This is a genomic window from Paenibacillus sp. 32352, from assembly GCF_002042965.1.
Classification (GTDB): Bacteria; Bacillota; Bacilli; order Paenibacillales; family NBRC-103111; genus Paenibacillus_S; species Paenibacillus_S vulneris.
The window spans coordinates 188,914-205,757 of sequence record NZ_MZNT01000003.1 but is presented as its reverse complement, the minus strand read 5'-3'; the positions used below and the strand labels follow the sequence as shown (position 1 = coordinate 205,757).

Annotated in this window: 16 protein-coding genes; 4 read left to right on the top strand and 12 right to left on the bottom strand. The window is 50.8% G+C overall.

Annotation, left to right across the window (positions count from 1 at the left end; translation table 11 throughout):
• The first annotated feature begins 7 nt into the window (after positions 1-7).
• Positions 8-1,456, top strand: a complete 1,449-nt coding sequence (locus tag B1728_RS08645; RefSeq protein ID WP_079909802.1) for a family 43 glycosylhydrolase — start codon at positions 8-10, stop codon at positions 1,454-1,456.
• 73 nt (positions 1,457-1,529) lie between these two features.
• Here the strand turns inward: B1728_RS08645 and B1728_RS08640 are convergent, their stop codons facing one another.
• Positions 1,530-2,543, bottom strand: a complete 1,014-nt coding sequence (locus tag B1728_RS08640; RefSeq protein WP_079909801.1) for a zinc-binding alcohol dehydrogenase family protein — start codon at positions 2,541-2,543, stop codon at positions 1,530-1,532.
• A gap of 295 nt (positions 2,544-2,838) precedes the next feature.
• Here B1728_RS08640 and B1728_RS08635 point away from each other — a divergent pair, with 295 nt between their 5' ends.
• Positions 2,839-3,849 carry a LacI family DNA-binding transcriptional regulator gene (locus B1728_RS08635; protein ID WP_079909800.1) on the top strand — a complete coding sequence of 337 codons (1,011 nt, stop codon included), beginning with the start codon at positions 2,839-2,841 and terminating at the stop codon, positions 3,847-3,849.
• A 127-nt stretch (positions 3,850-3,976) separates the two neighbouring features.
• On the opposite strand, the gene pfkB is transcribed toward B1728_RS08635, so the two are convergent.
• Genes pfkB through B1728_RS08620 form a run of 3 tightly spaced genes read right to left on the bottom strand, consistent with a single transcriptional unit; the run spans position 3,977 to position 6,888 of the window.
• Complete coding sequence (gene pfkB / locus B1728_RS08630; RefSeq protein ID WP_079909799.1) at positions 3,977-4,933, bottom strand: 1-phosphofructokinase; 957 nt, start codon at positions 4,931-4,933, stop codon at positions 3,977-3,979.
• A gap of 12 nt (positions 4,934-4,945) precedes the next feature.
• A complete protein-coding gene (gene fba / locus B1728_RS08625; RefSeq protein ID WP_079909798.1) occupies positions 4,946-5,815 on the bottom strand; it encodes a class II fructose-1,6-bisphosphate aldolase in 870 nt (289 codons plus the stop codon).
• A gap of 17 nt (positions 5,816-5,832) precedes the next feature.
• Positions 5,833-6,888 (bottom strand): SIS domain-containing protein, encoded by a 1,056-nt coding sequence (locus tag B1728_RS08620; RefSeq protein WP_079909797.1) that lies wholly within the window; start codon positions 6,886-6,888, stop codon positions 5,833-5,835.
• A gap of 210 nt (positions 6,889-7,098) precedes the next feature.
• On the opposite strand from B1728_RS08620, the gene B1728_RS08615 reads away from it, so the two are divergent.
• Positions 7,099-7,758 carry a phosphatase PAP2 family protein gene (locus B1728_RS08615; protein WP_079909796.1) on the top strand — a complete coding sequence of 220 codons (660 nt, stop codon included), beginning with the start codon at positions 7,099-7,101 and terminating at the stop codon, positions 7,756-7,758.
• A gap of 48 nt (positions 7,759-7,806) precedes the next feature.
• A complete protein-coding gene (locus tag B1728_RS08610) occupies positions 7,807-8,106 on the top strand; it encodes a hypothetical protein (protein WP_079909795.1) in 300 nt (99 codons plus the stop codon).
• Between the two features lie 164 nt (positions 8,107-8,270).
• On the opposite strand, the gene rpiA is transcribed toward B1728_RS08610, so the two are convergent.
• The 8 genes from rpiA to B1728_RS08570 form a co-directional block, all read right to left on the bottom strand.
• On the bottom strand, positions 8,271-8,939 hold the full coding sequence (gene rpiA / locus B1728_RS08605) for a ribose-5-phosphate isomerase RpiA (RefSeq protein WP_079909794.1): 669 nt from the start codon (positions 8,937-8,939) through the stop codon (positions 8,271-8,273).
• A gap of 151 nt (positions 8,940-9,090) precedes the next feature.
• Entirely contained in the window at positions 9,091-10,398 is a 1,308-nt protein-coding gene (locus tag B1728_RS08600; RefSeq protein WP_144027812.1) for an ABC transporter substrate-binding protein, read from the bottom strand.
• Positions 10,399-10,508: 110 nt separating this feature from the next.
• Positions 10,509-12,116 (bottom strand): response regulator transcription factor, encoded by a 1,608-nt coding sequence (locus B1728_RS08595; protein WP_079909793.1) that lies wholly within the window; start codon positions 12,114-12,116, stop codon positions 10,509-10,511.
• Complete coding sequence (locus B1728_RS08590) at positions 12,091-13,872, bottom strand: cache domain-containing sensor histidine kinase (protein ID WP_079909792.1); 1,782 nt, start codon at positions 13,870-13,872, stop codon at positions 12,091-12,093. Before B1728_RS08590 ends, B1728_RS08595 begins: the two co-directional genes overlap by 26 nt.
• 125 nt (positions 13,873-13,997) lie before the next feature.
• Positions 13,998-14,843 (bottom strand): carbohydrate ABC transporter permease, encoded by an 846-nt coding sequence (locus B1728_RS08585; RefSeq protein ID WP_079909791.1) that lies wholly within the window; start codon positions 14,841-14,843, stop codon positions 13,998-14,000.
• The gene (locus B1728_RS08580) at positions 14,843-15,799 is read right to left on the bottom strand and encodes a carbohydrate ABC transporter permease (RefSeq protein WP_079909790.1); all 957 of its coding nucleotides are present in this window, start codon (positions 15,797-15,799) and stop codon (positions 14,843-14,845) included. The genes B1728_RS08585 and B1728_RS08580 overlap by 1 nt, the downstream gene beginning before the upstream one ends.
• Positions 15,800-16,013: 214 nt before the next feature.
• Positions 16,014-16,250: a cold-inducible protein YdjO-related protein gene (locus B1728_RS08575; protein ID WP_079909789.1), complete on the bottom strand. Its 237-nt coding sequence runs from the start codon at positions 16,248-16,250 to the stop codon at positions 16,014-16,016.
• An 89-nt stretch (positions 16,251-16,339) separates the two neighbouring features.
• Positions 16,340-16,843, bottom strand: a complete 504-nt coding sequence (locus B1728_RS08570) for a CYTH domain-containing protein (RefSeq protein ID WP_079909788.1) — start codon at positions 16,841-16,843, stop codon at positions 16,340-16,342.
• Between the last annotated feature and the right edge of the window lies 1 nt (position 16,844).

Sequence of the window (16,844 nt, the reverse complement as noted above, 5' to 3'; positions counted from 1 at the left end):
AAGAAAGATGCTGTACAACGGTACGCAATGGCGGGACGCATCCGGTCAGCCGATTCATGCCCATGGGGGAGGATTACTCCAATCCGGAGACTATTATTACTGGTTCGGGGAAAACAGGCAGGGACGCAAACGCGTATCCTGCTACCGCTCGAACAATCTGAAGGACTGGGAGTTTCGCGGTGATGTGCTTACCCTGGATTCCCCTTACCAACCGATCGATGTTCGGACTGCACCGGAGCTCGTTACGGACGCCGCAACGGGACGGGGCGCCAATATCGAAAGACCGAAGGTCATTTATCATGCCCCTGCCAACCGCTACGTCATGTGGATGCATTGGGAGAACGGCTCCGACTATTCAGCCGCCCGCTGTGCAGTTGCCAGCTGCGACACGGTTGACGGAGAATATACGTATCACGGCAGCTTCAATCCCTGCGGATTCATGTCGCGGGACTGCACCTTGTTCGTCGATGATGACGGGACCGCCTATTTCATTTCGGCCGCGAGAGAAAATGCCGACCTGCACATGTACCGTCTGAGCGACGATTATTTGTCGATTGACGAGCATGTCAGAACCTTGTGGCCGGGCCAGTACCGGGAAGCTCCTGCTGTCATGAAGCGAAACGGCGTCTACTTTATGGTTTCGTCCGGCTGCACCGGCTGGGAGCCGAATCAAGGCAAGTATGCTTATTCGGACAGCTTGACCGGCAACTGGTCACAGCTTTACGACCTGGGCGGACCGACCACATACGATACGCAGCCCACCTTCATCCTTCCGGTTAGCCGAGAAGGGGAAACGCGTTATCTCTATGTCGGCGACCGGTGGGACCCTTCGGACTATCATAGCTCGTCCTACGTCTTCCTGCCGCTCCGGTTTCCGGACGACAAGTCAATGAAGCTTGAATGGACGGATGCGGTGAGCGTGCTTTCGGAGGAAGCCAGCATCGTGCCATCCCGCGAAGGTGGCAGCTTCTCCCGTATCCTGAACCGGTCGCACCGATATTTGGCGGCAGTCTCGGGTGATGATTCGGAGAGTCCAGCCGTCGGCGAATCGCAGGCAGACACGGTTACGGCCGGGAAATTGGCTTATGGCTCTGCCGCACAGCATTGGATTATAGAGAATCTGGAGGATGGAGCTGTCCAGATTAGGAATAAGCATAACGGCAAGTATTTGGATGCCGACGATGTCGCTGAGGCAGAGACGGATTCCGATTCCGATGCCGACATGTGCCTGACCGTTCGGCTGCGAGAGGCATCCGGCCGCTCCACACAGCAATGGACTCTCGTTGATGACGCCGAACACAGCGGTTGGTGCAGCATCCTGCACCGCGCAACGGGTCTCGCACTGACCAGCAATCGCGATTACGGCGGCGCCCTGCACCTCAGGCCGTTGGCCAGCCATGAGCTCCGGCGCAGTCAAGGCTTTGCCGTAACGCCTCATTATGGGGTCCGTGTATAAGTAATAAGCGCGGGCTTCGCTTCGAGCCCCAAAAGCAAAAATAGGCATCCTCCTGCGAGGATGCCTATGGCTATTACAGCTCAACTATCGCCTTGATGACGCCTGTTTCAGGCTTGAGCCAGCTCTCATATGCATCAATCATCCCGTCGAAGGAGGCTCGATGGGTAATAAAAGCATCCGTATCGATCTGACCGCTGCGCATGCTCTCGATCACGTGCTCGAAATCAACGCGGTTGGCGTTGCGGCTGCTCAGGAGCGTCATCTCCTTTTTATGGAATTCCGGATCGCTGAACGAGATATCGCTTTTGACCAGACCGACATAGACGAGCCTGCCGCCATGGGACACGTACTGCATCGCTCCCTCCATGGAACGGGCATTCCCCGTCGCATCGAACACCACAATCGGGAGATCGCCTCCGGTAATCGACTCGATGGCCTTCACCGGATCGTTCTTCACGTTCACGGTATAGTCCGCCGCCACCCAGTCTTTGCAGAAGCTTAGCCGCTCCTCATTCATATCCAGAGCAATCACCTTAGCCCCTGCCAGCTTGGCAAATTTCATAACGCCCAGACCGATCGGACCCGCACCAATGACTAGAGCGAATTCTCCCTTCTCAACGGCTGCCCTGCGTACGGCATGGGCCCCGATGCTGAAGCATTCCACAATCGCAGTCTGATCGAGGCTTAGCCCGTCAACAGCCAGCAGATGGTCGGAAGACACGGTCATGTACTCCCGCATCCCTCCGTCTTGATGGACGCCCAGGACACTCATCGACGTACAGCAATTGGTTTTGCCGTTTCGGCAGGCGATACAAGTGCCGCATTCCATATAGGGGATAATCGTGACCCGATCCCCTTGCTTTAGCCCCTGTGGGTTGTTTCCAATATCGACGATCTCCGCCGCCAGCTCATGACCCAGAATACGGGGATAAACGAAATATGGCTGATTCCCCCTGTACGCATGCAAGTCCGTTCCGCAAATGCCCACACGGCGAATGCGAAGCAAGGCTTCTCCCTTGGCTGCCGAGGGCAGCTCGATTTCCTTCATTGCAAAATGATTCGGCTCTTCACAAACAATCGCTTTCATAAAGAAAAGTACGCCTCCTTTGTAATCCATCGCTTTCTAGCTATAACCTTTGACTGTTACATCTCAGATGAATACGCTTCCATGAAGCTCGCCTTTTAATGCCGAATCCGGCTGGTCCTTTTCATCCTGGGTGCGGCTTATTATTCGCTGCCGAAACGTTGAATGAGGACTCTCGTTGTGATACTTTTATGTTATCGGTAACATTAACATAACAGCTCAAGCTATCTGCGTCAATCGTTTTAGCTCGTTGTCGACATTTTACTACAGCCAGATTCGTGAAAGGAATTTCCGCACCATGGTCACCATTTATGACATTGCCAAAAAAGCAAACGTATCTCCCATGACCGTATCGAGGGTGATAAACCATGCCCCTTCGATCAGCGAAGCAACCCGACGAAAAGTTGAGGCTATCATTCAAGAGCTCGACTATATTCCCAATAAGCAGGCCCGCAGCCTAACCTCCAAGGAAACAAAGATTGTCTCTCTTGTTATACCGGATATTTCCAATCCCTTCTTCACTACCATTGCGCGCGGCGCGGAGGATAAGGCGCATCAGTTCGGTTATCAGCTGCTGCTTGGGAATACTGACGAGCAGGCGGATAAAGAGTCCCGTTATATAGATATGCTGCTATCCGCGCAGGTGGATGGAGTGCTGATCGCGCCGACAGGCGAGCCTTCCCTTGTCCATCTGCGCAAGCTGGCCAAACGGAAGGTCCCGTTCGTATTCGCAGACAGGCATGTGGATGGCATAGCCGCCGACCTCGTCATGGGTGATAATGCGGAGACGACCCGCAAGCTGGTCGCGCATCTCGTGGAGCAGGGGCATCGCAAAATCGCCCTTATTAACGGGCCCGATACGGCATCGAACGCCCGCGAGAGGCGCCAGGCATTTACGGATGCGCTTATTCTGAACGGGCTTCAGTGGGCCCCGGAAGACATCATTGAAACTCATTTCCGGCAGGACAATTTTCCGGATATCGTTCGTTCCTTGATGAGCTTAACTCCGTCCGGGCGTCCTACGGCTATCCTTGCCGCCAATAATTTCATTGGTGTTAATACCCTGCGGGCGCTAAGGGAAATGAACCTCCGGGTACCCGAGGATATCGCGGTAGCCTGTTTCGATGATCCGGAGCCTATTCCCGACTATAACCCGTTTTTGACGGTAGCCGCTCAGCCTGCTTACGACATGGGATTCATCGGTATGCAGATGCTTATTGAACGCATTGAAGGCAAGGCTCCTGCCGCCAAACGCAAGGTGCTTCTGCCCTCACAGCTCATTATCCGCAAATCAACCCAGCAAGTGTAGAATGAGAAACATCCGGCGTTGCTATCTGGGCGTACTGCATCGGAGTATATTGGCATAGTTCAAGCTCTGTAAGCCTCTTAGATTCGTTAAAAAACAACGGTGCGAAAGCTCGCACCGTTGTTTTCCATCATATCCGCTCGACCATGACCTCGCCAAACAGACGCTCGACATCCGCCGAGCTTACATATCCCGCTTTTTCCTGAAGCGCATTGGCTGTACCGACCGCGGTCGCATAAGCGATGCGTTCCTCCACCGGGAGCCCGCGCGCCGTACCGATCGCCATCCCGGCCACGTAGGCGTCACCGCAGCCGACGGTATTCACCACCTCGATTTTCGGTGCCTTGGCCCGGAATACTCCGCCGTCAATGGAAGAAACGGAGCCCTTCGACCCTAAGGACACAGTAACCGCTGCAATACCCTTATCGTGTAAAGCAGCCATAGGGGCCTTCAGCGAATGCTCCAGACTAGCTGCATCGTGACTCAGATTAAGCTCCAGCTGCGATCCGAGAAGCTGGAGCACTTCGTCCTCGTTAGGCTTTATGAAATAGGGAGACGCCGCAGCACCGTTTTGAAGCGCAGCGCCGCTCGTATCCAGAAAGGCCAGCGCTCCCGCCTTTTTGACCAGGGCGATCAGCTCAGCGTAATAATCGGCCGGGACGCCTTGAGGAAGACTGCCGCTGAAGCATACGATTCTGGAACGGGAGGCTAATCGCTTTACCGCAGTCGCTAATTGCTCCATCGCTTCCCGAGGAATCACAGGACCGCCTTCCAGCACTTCCGTCGAGGTCCCCTTTTCTTCATCTATCATATTCAGACAAAGCCGCGATTCTCCCTCAATCTGTACGAAATCGTTGGCAATCCCCTGCTTGGCTAATGCCATGCGAATCCATTCGCCGTTATGCCCGCCTACAAACCCGGCGGCCGTCACCGGGTAACCCAGCTGATGAATCACCCGTGCTACATTGATACCTTTGCCTCCCGGCTCTGCAAACATCCGCTGCACTCTCGAAACCCGTCCCAATGGAAAGGAGGACATATAATAGGTTTTATCAATCGCGGCGTTCAGCGTGACTGTTGTTATCATCTGCTTCCTCTCCTAAGCGCGCCAATCCTGTGCTTTTCCGATGCAGCCTACCATTCTCATTTTTTCAATGGCAGCCGCTTTGACCGCTTTCTTCGCAGGGATCATATATTTGCGCGGATCGTTTTCGTCGGGATTTTGGGCGAATACGCTCTTGATCGCATCCGAGAACACGATCCGGATTTCCGTAGCAATGTTCATTTTGGCCATTCCGAGGGATACGCTGCGTTTCACCTGCTCCTCGGGAATGCCGGAGCCGCCGTGCAGCACCAGCGGAACCGGAACCTTCTGGGCAATGCGCTGAATGCGGTCAAAATCGATTTTCGGCTCACCTTTGTAGATCCCGTGCGCCGTACCGATAGCGGGTGCCAAGGTTTGGACACCGGTCAGCTCGACAAATCGGACGCATTCCTCCGGGTCGGCCATTAAAGCTTCATGCTCGGCTACGACGATATCATCCTCGACGCCACCGACTTTGCCTAATTCCGCCTCGACATTAATGCCCGCAGCCTTCGCAATTTCAACCACACGCAGGGTTTGTCTCACATTCTCTTCAAAAGGATGCATAGAGGCATCAATCATGACCGAGGTGTAGCCCGCACGAATACATTGCACCAGCACATCAAACTCGGTGCAGTGATCCAAATGCAGCGCGATCGGCACGCTGGCCCGATCTGCGGCGGTTCTGGCCGCTGCAGCAATATAATCGGCTCCCAAGTGCTTCACCGTACCGACGGTGGATTGCAATATTAACGGAGATTGCGTCTCTTCTGCCGCTTCAACTACGGCCTGCAGCATTTCCAGGGTATGAACGTTAAAAGCACCAACGGCATAACCGTTCGCTCTCGCTGCTTCCAACAGGGGTGTCGACGATACTAATGGCATAGGGGTTTGACCTCCAATTAAATAATAACGACCTGAGTCAGGTTGCGCGGCTCATCCGGATTCACATTGCGTTTCAAGGCTGTGTAATAGCCCAAATACTGAAGTGTCGGCAAATACAGGACGCTGCGCGCATCATCCGACAGGGTTTCTCCGCCGATTTCAACCACCGCATCGGCAAACGACGTATCCTCACCCTGCTTCGCCGTAAGCAGAAGGACGAATGCACCGTACGCCTGCATTTCTTGAGCTACCTTGAGCTCGTAAGAGCGAGCTTTTTCCGAAACCATCACACATACCAGAGTTCCCGGCTCGACAACGGATTTTGGACCATGACGGAACTCCAGTGTTCCGTATGCTTCCGTCCATACGTAGGACATTTCCTTAATCTTCAGGCAGGCTTCCAAAGCGATTCCGTAGCTGGTTCCCATGCCGAGATAGATGAATTTATTGAAAGAGTTCTCCTTCAGCAGCGTTTGAACGAAGGAATCTGCTTTGGGGACCAGAGCCGCATCAAGAGCGATCACCTGCTCCATTTCGCGGACCAAATTCTCCTGGCCGGATGCTTTGGCAATAGCGGCCTGCATCATAAATGTCATGCTCATGAAGGATTTCGTCATAACCGTGCTTGTTTCTTTCCCTAGCGGGGATATGAGACATTCGGCAAGCTGCGCCATTTTGCTGTTCTCATAGCATGTAATGCCGGCCACCGTAATGTAAGAAAGGTCTTTGACCGAATCCAGGGCAAGAATAACTTCTGTCGATTCGCCAGAGCGGGAAACGCCGATAACCAAATAATTGCGGTGTGCGGGAGCTGTTTGCTCACGGAATAAGAACAATTCGGAAGACGGATAAGCCGTCGAACTTTTGCCAAGCCAGGAACGGCAGGTAGAAGCCATTGATAAAGCTTGGTAGTAGGAAGAACCGGAACCGATAAAAATAATTTCGTCAAACTGTGGGTTCAGCAAATACTTATCGATCCAGTCCTGCTGCTTGCCAAGTTGATCCCATGCTGCTTGTAATGCTTCCGCTTGTGCGCTTATTTCCGGATACGTATATTGACCGAAAGTCGTCATTTTATTACCCCTCTCATCTTAATAATGAAATATTAAATCATATTTTTGATTTTTTCAATCATTTTATTAAAATTATCTTCATCAGCATAAGAACACCTGGTTTCAGTGCGGGTCGGTTTCTATCGCGGCAAGCAGAAGACATTGGCTAAATTCAGTCCGCTCATGCATAATAAAAAGAACACGAGACCCTTACCAGGAGGCATCTATCTTTTGAGACATCTTCTTCCGTGGCTGCTGGCGCGAGCCTTGCTAATCTGTTTACTATGCGCCGGAGGGTTCGGCTTGGTCGCCGCACTCATCAGCGATCACAGAATCGCGCAATTTGACCAGACGGTCATATCCTACGTTCAGGGGCTGGAATCTCCTGCTTTGACACCGGTCATGCTATCCTTCAGCTTCATTGGAGCAGGAGCCCCGGCAACCGTCCTTACCGTCCTTATCTCCATTTATTTATACGTCGTACTAGGACACCGCAGAGAGCTGGTCTTTTTCCTTACGCTGCTGCTGAGCTCCTGGATGCTGAACGAGCTGCTGAAGCTGCTCTTTCACCGGGCTCGGCCGACAATCCACCGCATAGCGGAAGCGACCGGCTACAGCTTTCCGAGCGGCCATTCCATGGCTGCCTTTACGCTGTACAGTGCGTTGTCCTTCCTCCTATGGAGACATATCCCTACCCCGCGGGGCAGATTCCTGCTGGTACTCGGGAGCGCCGTCATGATCGTTATGATCGGGGTTAGCCGGATTTATTTGGGCGTACATTATCCAAGCGATGTTATCGGCGGTTATTTGGCCAGCGGGTCGCTGCTTACCTTAAGTATATGGCTGTTTCAACGGATTCAAGAGCGCTCATCAAGACGCTCCATAGATTAAACCACGTTAAAGACACTTTCAAAAATTAGCCTGCAAGGAGGTACAAATATGGCTTTCGGTATAACAAGAGATGAACTGAACGATTGGAAGAGACGCGTGGCTGAAGGCCAAATTGCCTTTTTGACCCATTATTGGTATGAACCCCGCTTTCCGGAAATCAAGACCGTGACCAAGGTAGGCTGCTCCGATTTGGCGGAATTGAGAAGCTGGTGCATCAAAAACGGGTTGAACCCGGATTATATTCATCATCGTGACGAGTATCCTCATTATGATCTTATCGGCAGCAAGCAAAAAGACATCTTGATTCAGGAGCAGCTCTCGGAGCATATCCGCCGATTCGGTATTTAAGTCGTTTTGATCGCCTGCGATTTTCATCATTCTGTATGACAAAAAAGACAACTCCCAATGCAGCTGCTCATGCAACTGAAAAGAGAGTTGTCTTCTTTATTTTCCCTTAGTCTCTGCTATCGTCAACGAACAAATACCGGAGACCAATTTTGTTCGGATATAATTTATTTAAGCAGGATATCGACATGGCCATCAGTACGGCCAATCACAAGGGTATCCGCCATTTGAACAAAAAGACCATTCTCAACAACTCCGGGAATCATATTCAATGTATGATTCAGCTTGTTGGCGTCCTGTATGCTCTCAAAGTGGCAATCCGCTATATAGTTCCCGTTATCCGTAATCAACGGGGTATTATTTGCCATTCGCAAAGCAGACTTGCAGCCCAACGAATTAATCTGCTTACAAGTCATTTCCCAGCCGAACGGCACAATCTCAACCGGTAACGGGAATCTGCCTAAATTCGTCACGAATTTGGTTTCGTCCATCACAATAACGAGCCGCTTGGAGACGGAGGCGACCATTTTCTCACGCAATAAGGCTCCTCCGCCGCCTTTTATGAGCTCAAAATTCGGATTCGCTTCATCAGCGCCGTCAACGGTCAAATCTATTTGATCGACAGAGGCAAGGTCTACTAAAGGAATCCCTAACTCAATGGCCAGCTTTTCAGTGCTTTTAGAAGTGGGTACCCCTTTAATATCCAGCCCGTGCTTCACCAGCTCGCCTAGCTTTAGAATAAACCAGTACACGGTCGAACCGGTACCAAGCCCTACAAGCATTCCATCTTTGACATATTCAACGGCTTTTTCGCCCGCAAGCTGTTTAGCGTTCAAAGGAATCCTCCAAACTCTTAGGTTCTATTTTCAATATACTATGAAGGACCGGGGCTTGAAAAATAAATCCGTTTCATCCTTCCTTCTAACGGACTGCAAAAAAAAGCGGAGCCCTTTTCCTGCTAATGCAGATAAGGACCCCGCTCTATTATTATTGATAATCTTTTGCCTTCTTCACCAGCTCGTCATAGGCGGCCTCCGGCGTTGTTTTACCGAACATAACCTTCTCGCCGATATCCTTAAAATCCTTAGCCGTATAGTTGCTCCAGCCCTTGGCGCCCGGATTAAACGGCTGCGCATCTGGTGATACGCTCTTGATGAGCTCGATCTGCAGCTTGTCTGCGGCCGTCAGCTTAGGGGTCAAATAGTCCAGAATCTTTTTGGATACGGGCACTCCCCTCGTCGTAGTCAATATATCCGCCGCTTCTTTATCGTTAATAAACCAATCGATGAATTTCTTGGACTCTTCCACATACTTGGAATCCGCGCTAATGGACCAGAACATGGAAGGCTTCAGCCAGCCGCTGGACTGAGTCCCTTTAGGCTGTGTCACCAGCGTATAAGTGTCCGGCTTCACGCCGTCATAGCCCGGGAATAACGCGGCAAAGCTGCGCTTCATCAGGACCGTGTCGTTGTTCATCAAATCCAGCTTCGCATCGGATTCCTTGTCCGTGCTTGCGATTTCAGCCGGCGGAACCACGCCTTCTTTTCTCAGCTCCGTATATTTATTGACATAGGACAGATAGGTTTCCTTGTCAATATTAAATTTGCCGTCCGCTGTAATCGGATAGCCTTTGCCTTGGCTGATCTGGTAAGCCGAATACATCGTATAGTCCGAGGTATAATCCATCAGCACATACTTGTCTTTATCAAGCTTCGCTTTGGCATCCTTTCCGAATTGAAAATATTGCTCCCATGTCCACCCGTTGGCAGGCGGCTTGATGCCCAGCTTATCGACCGTATTTTTGTTGAACACCATTCCCGTTGCGTTGTTGCCTAATGGAATCGCATACAATTTGTCTTTATATTTGCCGGAGTCTAACAGCGATTTGTCGACATCCCCGGTTTCAATTCCTTTCGAAAGATCCGCAAGCTGATTTCTTCCTGCATATTCGGCAAGCCAGGCCGGGTCCATTTGAATAATGTCAGGGGCGTTCTTCGCAGCAGCCTGAGTCGCCAATTTATCCGCATAGCCGTCAAATCCGGAAAACTCCGGCTCGAACGTGATATTGGGATGCTTTTTCGTGTAGGCGTCGAGCGCCTTTAATGTTGCGTCATGTCTAGCCTGCGAGCCCCACCAAACTATGCGCAGCTTGATCGGCTTGCTGTCCGTTCCCGCAGGAGCCGCTCCTGTACTGCCGCCCGGTTTGCTGTCCGTTGCCGCTCCGCACCCCGAGACACCTACCGCAATCAGTGCCGCTAATGACATCAAACCCCAGGATTGCATCTGCTTTTTCATATACCATGTCCCCTTCCCGTCTTCAGCAGGTTATATCTCACAAGTATCATTATATAAACGACAGGAAGCTAGAAAAATAAGAGTAATGAACACATTTCTATCACTTTTCATCACAATGGCTTTTTTCCGACCTCGCTCGGATTCATGCCATAATATTTTTTGAAGATGGAGCTGAAATAAGGGACGTTTTTGTAGCCGACCTTCTCGGAAATCTCGTATATCATCAGCTTTCCTTCTATCAAAAGCGCCCTGGCCTTCTCCATTCTTACCCGGATCACATAGTTGGTGAACGTTTCTCCGGTGGCCTTTTTAAAAATTTGATTCAAATAGTTGCGGGATAAATACAGCTGCTTGGACAAGTCCTCCAGATTGATGTCTTCGGCATAGCGGCTGTGAGCATAATGAATCATAAAGTCGACGGCATCCTTATGGCGGGAGTTCTCCGTCCAGCCCCGGCTCGATACGATAATCCGGATTTTGCCCTTCAGCCATTGCTCCAGCTCATCGGCCGTTCCGATTCCCGCTATTTCCTCGGTTACCGGGCTTGCCTCAAACAATTCGTCCAGCACGATGCCCGTGTTGTATAGGGAATACGCGAAAATCGTCCACAGCTCCTTGCACAAATACTGCACATAAGCGGGCGTCAGTCCCTGCATGTCCTTCAGCTGGCGGACATAGCCTTCGATAATCCGGTCCGTCGTTTCTTCCTTGGAATAGACGATAGCCTCCGCCAGCTCCTGATAAAACTTCACCGGCCGGATGCCAATCTCCCTGCCGCCGGAATCGCTATCCATGGGCTGCTTCGCAGAGATCGTCTGCCTGAGAAGATCCAGAAATGCCTCTTCGGTAGAATTCGCCATTTCCTTCCAGCTGTGTTTCAATCCCCCAAAGCCTATTCTTACTTCCAGCTTGAGGTATTCCCTGATGCACTGCCTGATTCTTTCTCCGATGCTGTGCAGCTTAAGAAGCGCTTCTTCCGCCGCGGTTTCCGGCATCACATGACATACAATAGCGGCATGGTGGCTGTGCAGCTCGACGAATTCGGCTTCCGGCCATTCCTCAGCGAGCAGCTCCCTAATAATGTTCGCTAACGCGAAGCGGAACAAGCTCCAGTCGGTCAGTGAGACATTGGATATCCTTAGGGTGCTCATCAGCTCGATTCCTATGACAATATGGTTACGGTGAGTCCAATAGGCTTTATCGGACAGCCTCAGGCTCTCATCGGCCAGCTCGCGGTCGAACGTGCCTGTTACGACAGACTTGAGCCATTCCTTCTGCACAAACGGCTCGTACAGCCTCAATCTCCGCCTGATTTCCTCCTGCTCCAGCTTCTTCCATTCCTTGGCTTCCAGCTCCTTAATAACCCTCTCCATCACCGTACGAAGCTCTGCGACCGTGATCGGCTTGGATAGATAGTCGGTAACCTGCAAGCGCAAGGCTTGACGGGCATATTGGAAATCGGAATAGCCGCTCAAAATAAGAATTTCTCCGGCGAATTGCTCGTTCCGCAGCTGCTCGATCATCTCCAGGCCGTTCATGACGGGCATATAAATATCCGTGATGACAATATCGGGTTTGGCTGCTCTGATGGCGGCCAAGCCTTCTTCACCGTCCATCGCCTCCCCGACCCATTCCGCATCCAGCTGCTCCCAAGGGATCGCTTTGCGCATCCCTTCGAGCACTTGAAAATCATCATCCACAATGAGAACCTTCCACATCGTATCTCTCCACCTCTTCCTGCCGATTCACCGTTACAGGCAGTATAATGGTTACCCTCGTCCCTACCTGCTCTCTGTTTTCAAGCTTGACCCCGTACGGGGCTCCCCAGAAGGCGTCTATTCGGTCCTTAACGTTCCTTATTCCGTAGCCGCCTGTTTTTCTTTTCTTGCGGGTATTCCAATCGTCCCGCAGGCCGGCGCCGTTATCTTCTATCCGAAATTCTACATGCTGATCCCTGAGCAATCCATATATGGCAATATGGCCGGATCGTCTTCCGTGAAAGCCGTGAATAATGGCGTTCTCAATAAATGGCTGCAGCGTCATACGGGGAATAAGAAGTGACTTAACCTCCTCATCTACATGGATGGTATAAGATAACCGTTCTCCCCAGCGAACATTCTGAATTTGCAAATAACAATCGGCATGTAGCAGCTCATCCGTCACGGGAATCATCGTTTCCCCGTTGGACAATCCGATGCGGAACATCTTGCCCATTAGGGATAAAATTTCGCTTATTTTCTCCTGGCCGGATTCGATGGCGAGCCAGTTCAGCTGATCCAGTGTATTGTATAAGAAGTGCGGATTGATCATGGCCTGCAGCGCATGAATCTCCGCCTCCCGCTGCCGTTTATGCTGCTCCTTCAACGATTCCAGCAGCTCCTCGATCCGCTCCATTTGCCTTCGGTAGCCGTTGAACATATTGCCGAATTCATTGGTGTAATCCGTCGGCAAATTCGATATGGACGTGCTCGCAGGCACACCTCCCATAACGGCAAGCAGGTGACGGATCGGCTTCGTGAACTGCCGGGATAAAAATAAAGTAAAGAACGAGGCGATAAAAATAGCCGATAACCCTACCGTAATCAAAACATACGCCAGCCGGACGCTTCCGGTCACGATGCTGCTCCAGGGCGTCGTCTCAACAAGCATCCAGTCGGAACGGGTTTTGTTCCAGACGAGCAGCACATCCTCCCTTCCTTCCGCCGCCGGAAGGCGGACACTGCCGGATTTGTTCCTCTCCGCCCGGATCGAAGCGAGCTCCGATTCGCTTAATACCGGATTGCCGATGGACGATATCGTCTTGCCTCCCGCATCCAGCAGGATCCGGCTTCTCCCCTCGGTCTCGCCGCGCACGAGCTGCTCAATGGCCGAGGCCTTGATATTAAGCACAAGCAGTCCGTAATATTTGCCGGAGTTGTTGTACACCTTGCGGGCAAAGCCGATAAAATGCTGAGGTCCCGTATTCGTCTGTATCATATGATCGGCGATCCAGGTGAAGTCATTCTTCTGGATTTCCGGGTACCAGCTTTCTTCCTTGATGCCGCGAAGATCAAGAAACCGGACAGGCGCTTGAGAGTCGGTCAGCTCCGGCGTATCCGTATACAAATATATTGACTGCACCATGGTCGTACTATACGTAATATTGGCAAGCATATTGAGCAGGTCCTTCTTGCGCCGGAGCCTCTCGAAGGAATCCTTCTCCAGAGGATCGAAGCCTATCGTATCGATATTGCGGGACGCGGCCAGGGACATTTGTTCAATGGACCTCAGCTGGATATCGAGCTGCTTGTTCAGCTCTCCCAGCAAATCCTGCTGATAGAACGACGTATTCTCTGCCAGCTCACGTGAGGTGAAGCTGTAGCTGATCCAGGTGAAAATAAGCAGCAGCGCGGTAATAAAAACAGCAAAGCTGCTAAAAAACAGACGGTCTATTCGCACTTTCTTAAACAGATTCAGAACGGTCAACTCCCTCATGCGGCATCTGTTTTATTCTGTTTAGCTCTTTCGGCCAGCCTGATAGAAAACGCTATCATAAAGGAAGCAAAAAAGCTGCCACCATGTGCAGCTTAATTCAATGTATGAAGCTGGGTAGACCTATTTTACCCTTTCACTGCACCGGACGCAATGCCCTCTACAAAGTGCTTTTGGGCCATGAAAAAAAGAACGACCGAAGGAAGGATGGACACGAGAGACATCGCGAGCAGTTGTCCCCAAGGCAGTGCGGACTGGCTGTCAACAAACAGCTTCAGGGCCAGACCTACCGTGTATTTATCCAACGAATTGATGTAAAGCAGCTGACCGAAGAAATCGTCCCAATTCCATAAAAAGCAGTATATCATCACTGTGACGAGAGCGGGCTTGGTCAGCGGCATCACGATGCGCCAATAAATGCCGAACCAGCTGCAGCCGTCCATTTTGGCCGATTCGTCAAGCTCCTTGGGCAATGCGCGGATAAACTGGACCAGCAGGAAAATAAAGAACGGTCCGCCAATCCCCCCGGCTAATGCATGCGGGACATAAAACGGCAAGTACGAATTGACCCATCCCCACGTATTAAACATAATGTACTGGGGAACCAGCGTTACCTGGGTGGGGAGCATCAGCGTGACAAGCAGGACGCTGAACCAGAAGTTTTTTAACGGAAAATCCAGCCTGGCGAAGCCAAAAGCAACCAAGCTGCACGATAGAACGGAGGTAACAAGCACCCCGATAATCAGCTCGAAGGTATTCACATAAAATTGCGTAAACGTGAATTTGGGAATCGCCGTCCAGCCTTCCGTAAAGTTGCTCCACAGCCATTCCTTCGGAAACAGCGAAGGCGAGCTCATCTCAGCATTGGATTTAAAGGCAGCCCCTACCCACCATAGAATGGGGTACACCATGATCAGACTGAATATTACTAGTAGGACATGTGATTGAAGAGAACGACGCAATGTGCTGTTCATTATTTTTTCCCCGCTTCCGTCTCATAAAATACCCAATATCGGGATGAGGCAAAAATGATGGCTGTAGCTAAGCCGATAATAACAAGCAGGATCCAAGCCAGAGCCGAGGCATACCCCATGTCGTATCGTGAAAAGGCACGGTCATACAGGTAAAGCGCATACATATAGGTTGAGTTCACCGGACCGCCTTTCGTAATAATAAAAGCCTGAGTGAACATCTGAAACGATCCGATCGTCTGCAGCACCAGATTAAACAGCAAAACCGGAGAGAGCATGGGCAGCGTAATGCGGAAAAACTGCCTTATCTTGGAGGCCCCGTCTACCGCGGACGCTTCATATAATTCTGTCGGGACCTGCTTCAAGCCGGCAAGGAAGATGACCATCGACGAACCGAACTGCCATACAACGAGCAGAATTAACGTGCCCAATGCCGTACCCGGCGTGCTGATCCAGCTGATTCCTTTGATTCCGAACACGCTTAACAGCTTATTGATGAAGCCGTCGATGCCCCAAATATTTTTCCATAAGACCGCTACGGCTATGCTGCTTCCAATGAGCGACGGCAAATAAATCAACGTGCGGTATATCGAAATCCCTTTAATCTTCTTGTTAAGCAGTATGGCGACCATGAGCGCCGTAAACAGCTTGACCGGTACGGACAGGACAACGAATAGGAGCGTCACCTTAAGCGATTGGCGAAACGTATCGTCATCGGCAAATATACGTTCGTAGTTTCTCGTCCCTACCCATTCCGGGACATCCAGCAGCGTGAATTTGGTGAAAGAGTAATAGACAGATTGCGCCATCGGCCACAGCGTGAGGAGCAGGAAGCCTAGCAGCCAAGGAGAAATGAATAAATATCCGGCTATCGGGGATTCCCACCGGCCCTTGGTCTTGAAGGGTTTACGTCTGTGCGGAAGTTGCCGGCCAGGAGAATGTGTTGTTTGAGTATTCATAGCAGCTCACCCTTTATACATAAAATAACTCCATTTCATACCTCCAAGTATAAAAGAGCTATCCGGCTGCGAAAATGAGAGGAATGAACACTTCTTTTACAAAATCGAACAATAACATTCAGCTTCCTTAAAGCAAACAAAAAAGCTGCCGGTATCTCCCAGCAGCCCCTTTATCATCAATAATATACGCCCAGGATTCGAGCGATATCCGTTTCTACAGTCTTCGTTTACCAACGATGAATTTTTTGTTTCCTTTTTTCTTTACTACCGGCACATGCTTATAGCTGCGAACCATGCCGCCTTTGCACAATGGGCAGGCTGGATGCTCTTCGGTCACGAACTCTTTGCGAATCCAGGCTTTGCACGCCGCGTCTTTACATTTCCAAATTTCAACCTGCTGTAATTCCGTTTCCTGAGTTTGTTCTTCTGTAGTAGTTGTTGTCGTTGGCATTTTGAATCCTTTTCTCCCTGTAATCATTCGATTTATAGCTTATTTATTATTATACAGATAAGGAAGTTTATCAACCCCATACGGGAAATTTAAATGCGATCATTTTGTGTCTGTAGTCCTATCCACAGCGTCTTATTCCGAAACTCTTCCTCTTGTCCCAGTTCTCTTCCAAACCATGCCGGAGGCTGGAAGGAATAAGCCGCGCTCTCGTCGGCAAATTCCACCTCCACCACAAGCAGATCGATCTGCTTATACTCGTCGATTTCGTACTTATGTCCCTGATGCTCGACGGTAGTGCGGACCTTTTCCAACGGAACGAGCTGCGTATTGCCCAGAAGCTGACGGTATATCTCCTCGGATATGGGATATTCGATCTCTTGGCGTACCATGCCATGCCCTGATTTGAACGTATGAGTGAATGTCGACGTTCCGTCGTGATCAACCAGCTGCCTTACCCGTATCTCTTCTTTATCCGAAAAAGCCAAATACGTCTGGTAAATATGTTGGGTGGATATCAGCTTCAACTCCTTGTTCTGCAGAATGGCTTCAGGAAAAGACTCCAATAAATATTTCTTTTCAATTTCAGTTCCCATG

Excerpts from the sequence above, each read along its gene's own strand:
- B1728_RS08645 (WP_079909802.1), top strand. The coding sequence starts at position 8 with ATGCTGTACAACGGTACGCAATGGCGGGACGCATCCGGTCAGCCGATT.
- B1728_RS08600 (WP_144027812.1), bottom strand. The coding sequence starts at position 10,398 with ATGAAAAAGCAGATGCAATCCTGGGGTTTGATGTCATTAGCGGCACTG.
- B1728_RS08635 (WP_079909800.1), top strand. The coding sequence starts at position 2,839 with ATGGTCACCATTTATGACATTGCCAAAAAAGCAAACGTATCTCCCATG.
- fba (WP_079909798.1), bottom strand. The coding sequence starts at position 5,815 with ATGCCATTAGTATCGTCGACACCCCTGTTGGAAGCAGCGAGAGCGAAC.
- B1728_RS08620 (WP_079909797.1), bottom strand. The coding sequence starts at position 6,888 with ATGACGACTTTCGGTCAATATACGTATCCGGAAATAAGCGCACAAGCG.
- B1728_RS08640 (WP_079909801.1), bottom strand. The coding sequence starts at position 2,543 with ATGAAAGCGATTGTTTGTGAAGAGCCGAATCATTTTGCAATGAAGGAA.
- B1728_RS08590 (WP_079909792.1), bottom strand. The coding sequence starts at position 13,872 with ATGAGGGAGTTGACCGTTCTGAATCTGTTTAAGAAAGTGCGAATAGAC.
- B1728_RS08610 (WP_079909795.1), top strand. The coding sequence starts at position 7,807 with ATGGCTTTCGGTATAACAAGAGATGAACTGAACGATTGGAAGAGACGC.
- B1728_RS08575 (WP_079909789.1), bottom strand. The coding sequence starts at position 16,250 with ATGCCAACGACAACAACTACTACAGAAGAACAAACTCAGGAAACGGAA.
- B1728_RS08585 (WP_079909791.1), bottom strand. The coding sequence starts at position 14,843 with ATGAACAGCACATTGCGTCGTTCTCTTCAATCACATGTCCTACTAGTA.
- B1728_RS08570 (WP_079909788.1), bottom strand. The coding sequence starts at position 16,843 with ATGGGAACTGAAATTGAAAAGAAATATTTATTGGAGTCTTTTCCTGAA.
- B1728_RS08595 (WP_079909793.1), bottom strand. The coding sequence starts at position 12,116 with ATGTGGAAGGTTCTCATTGTGGATGATGATTTTCAAGTGCTCGAAGGG.
- pfkB (WP_079909799.1), bottom strand. The coding sequence starts at position 4,933 with ATGATAACAACAGTCACGCTGAACGCCGCGATTGATAAAACCTATTAT.
- B1728_RS08580 (WP_079909790.1), bottom strand. The coding sequence starts at position 15,799 with ATGAATACTCAAACAACACATTCTCCTGGCCGGCAACTTCCGCACAGA.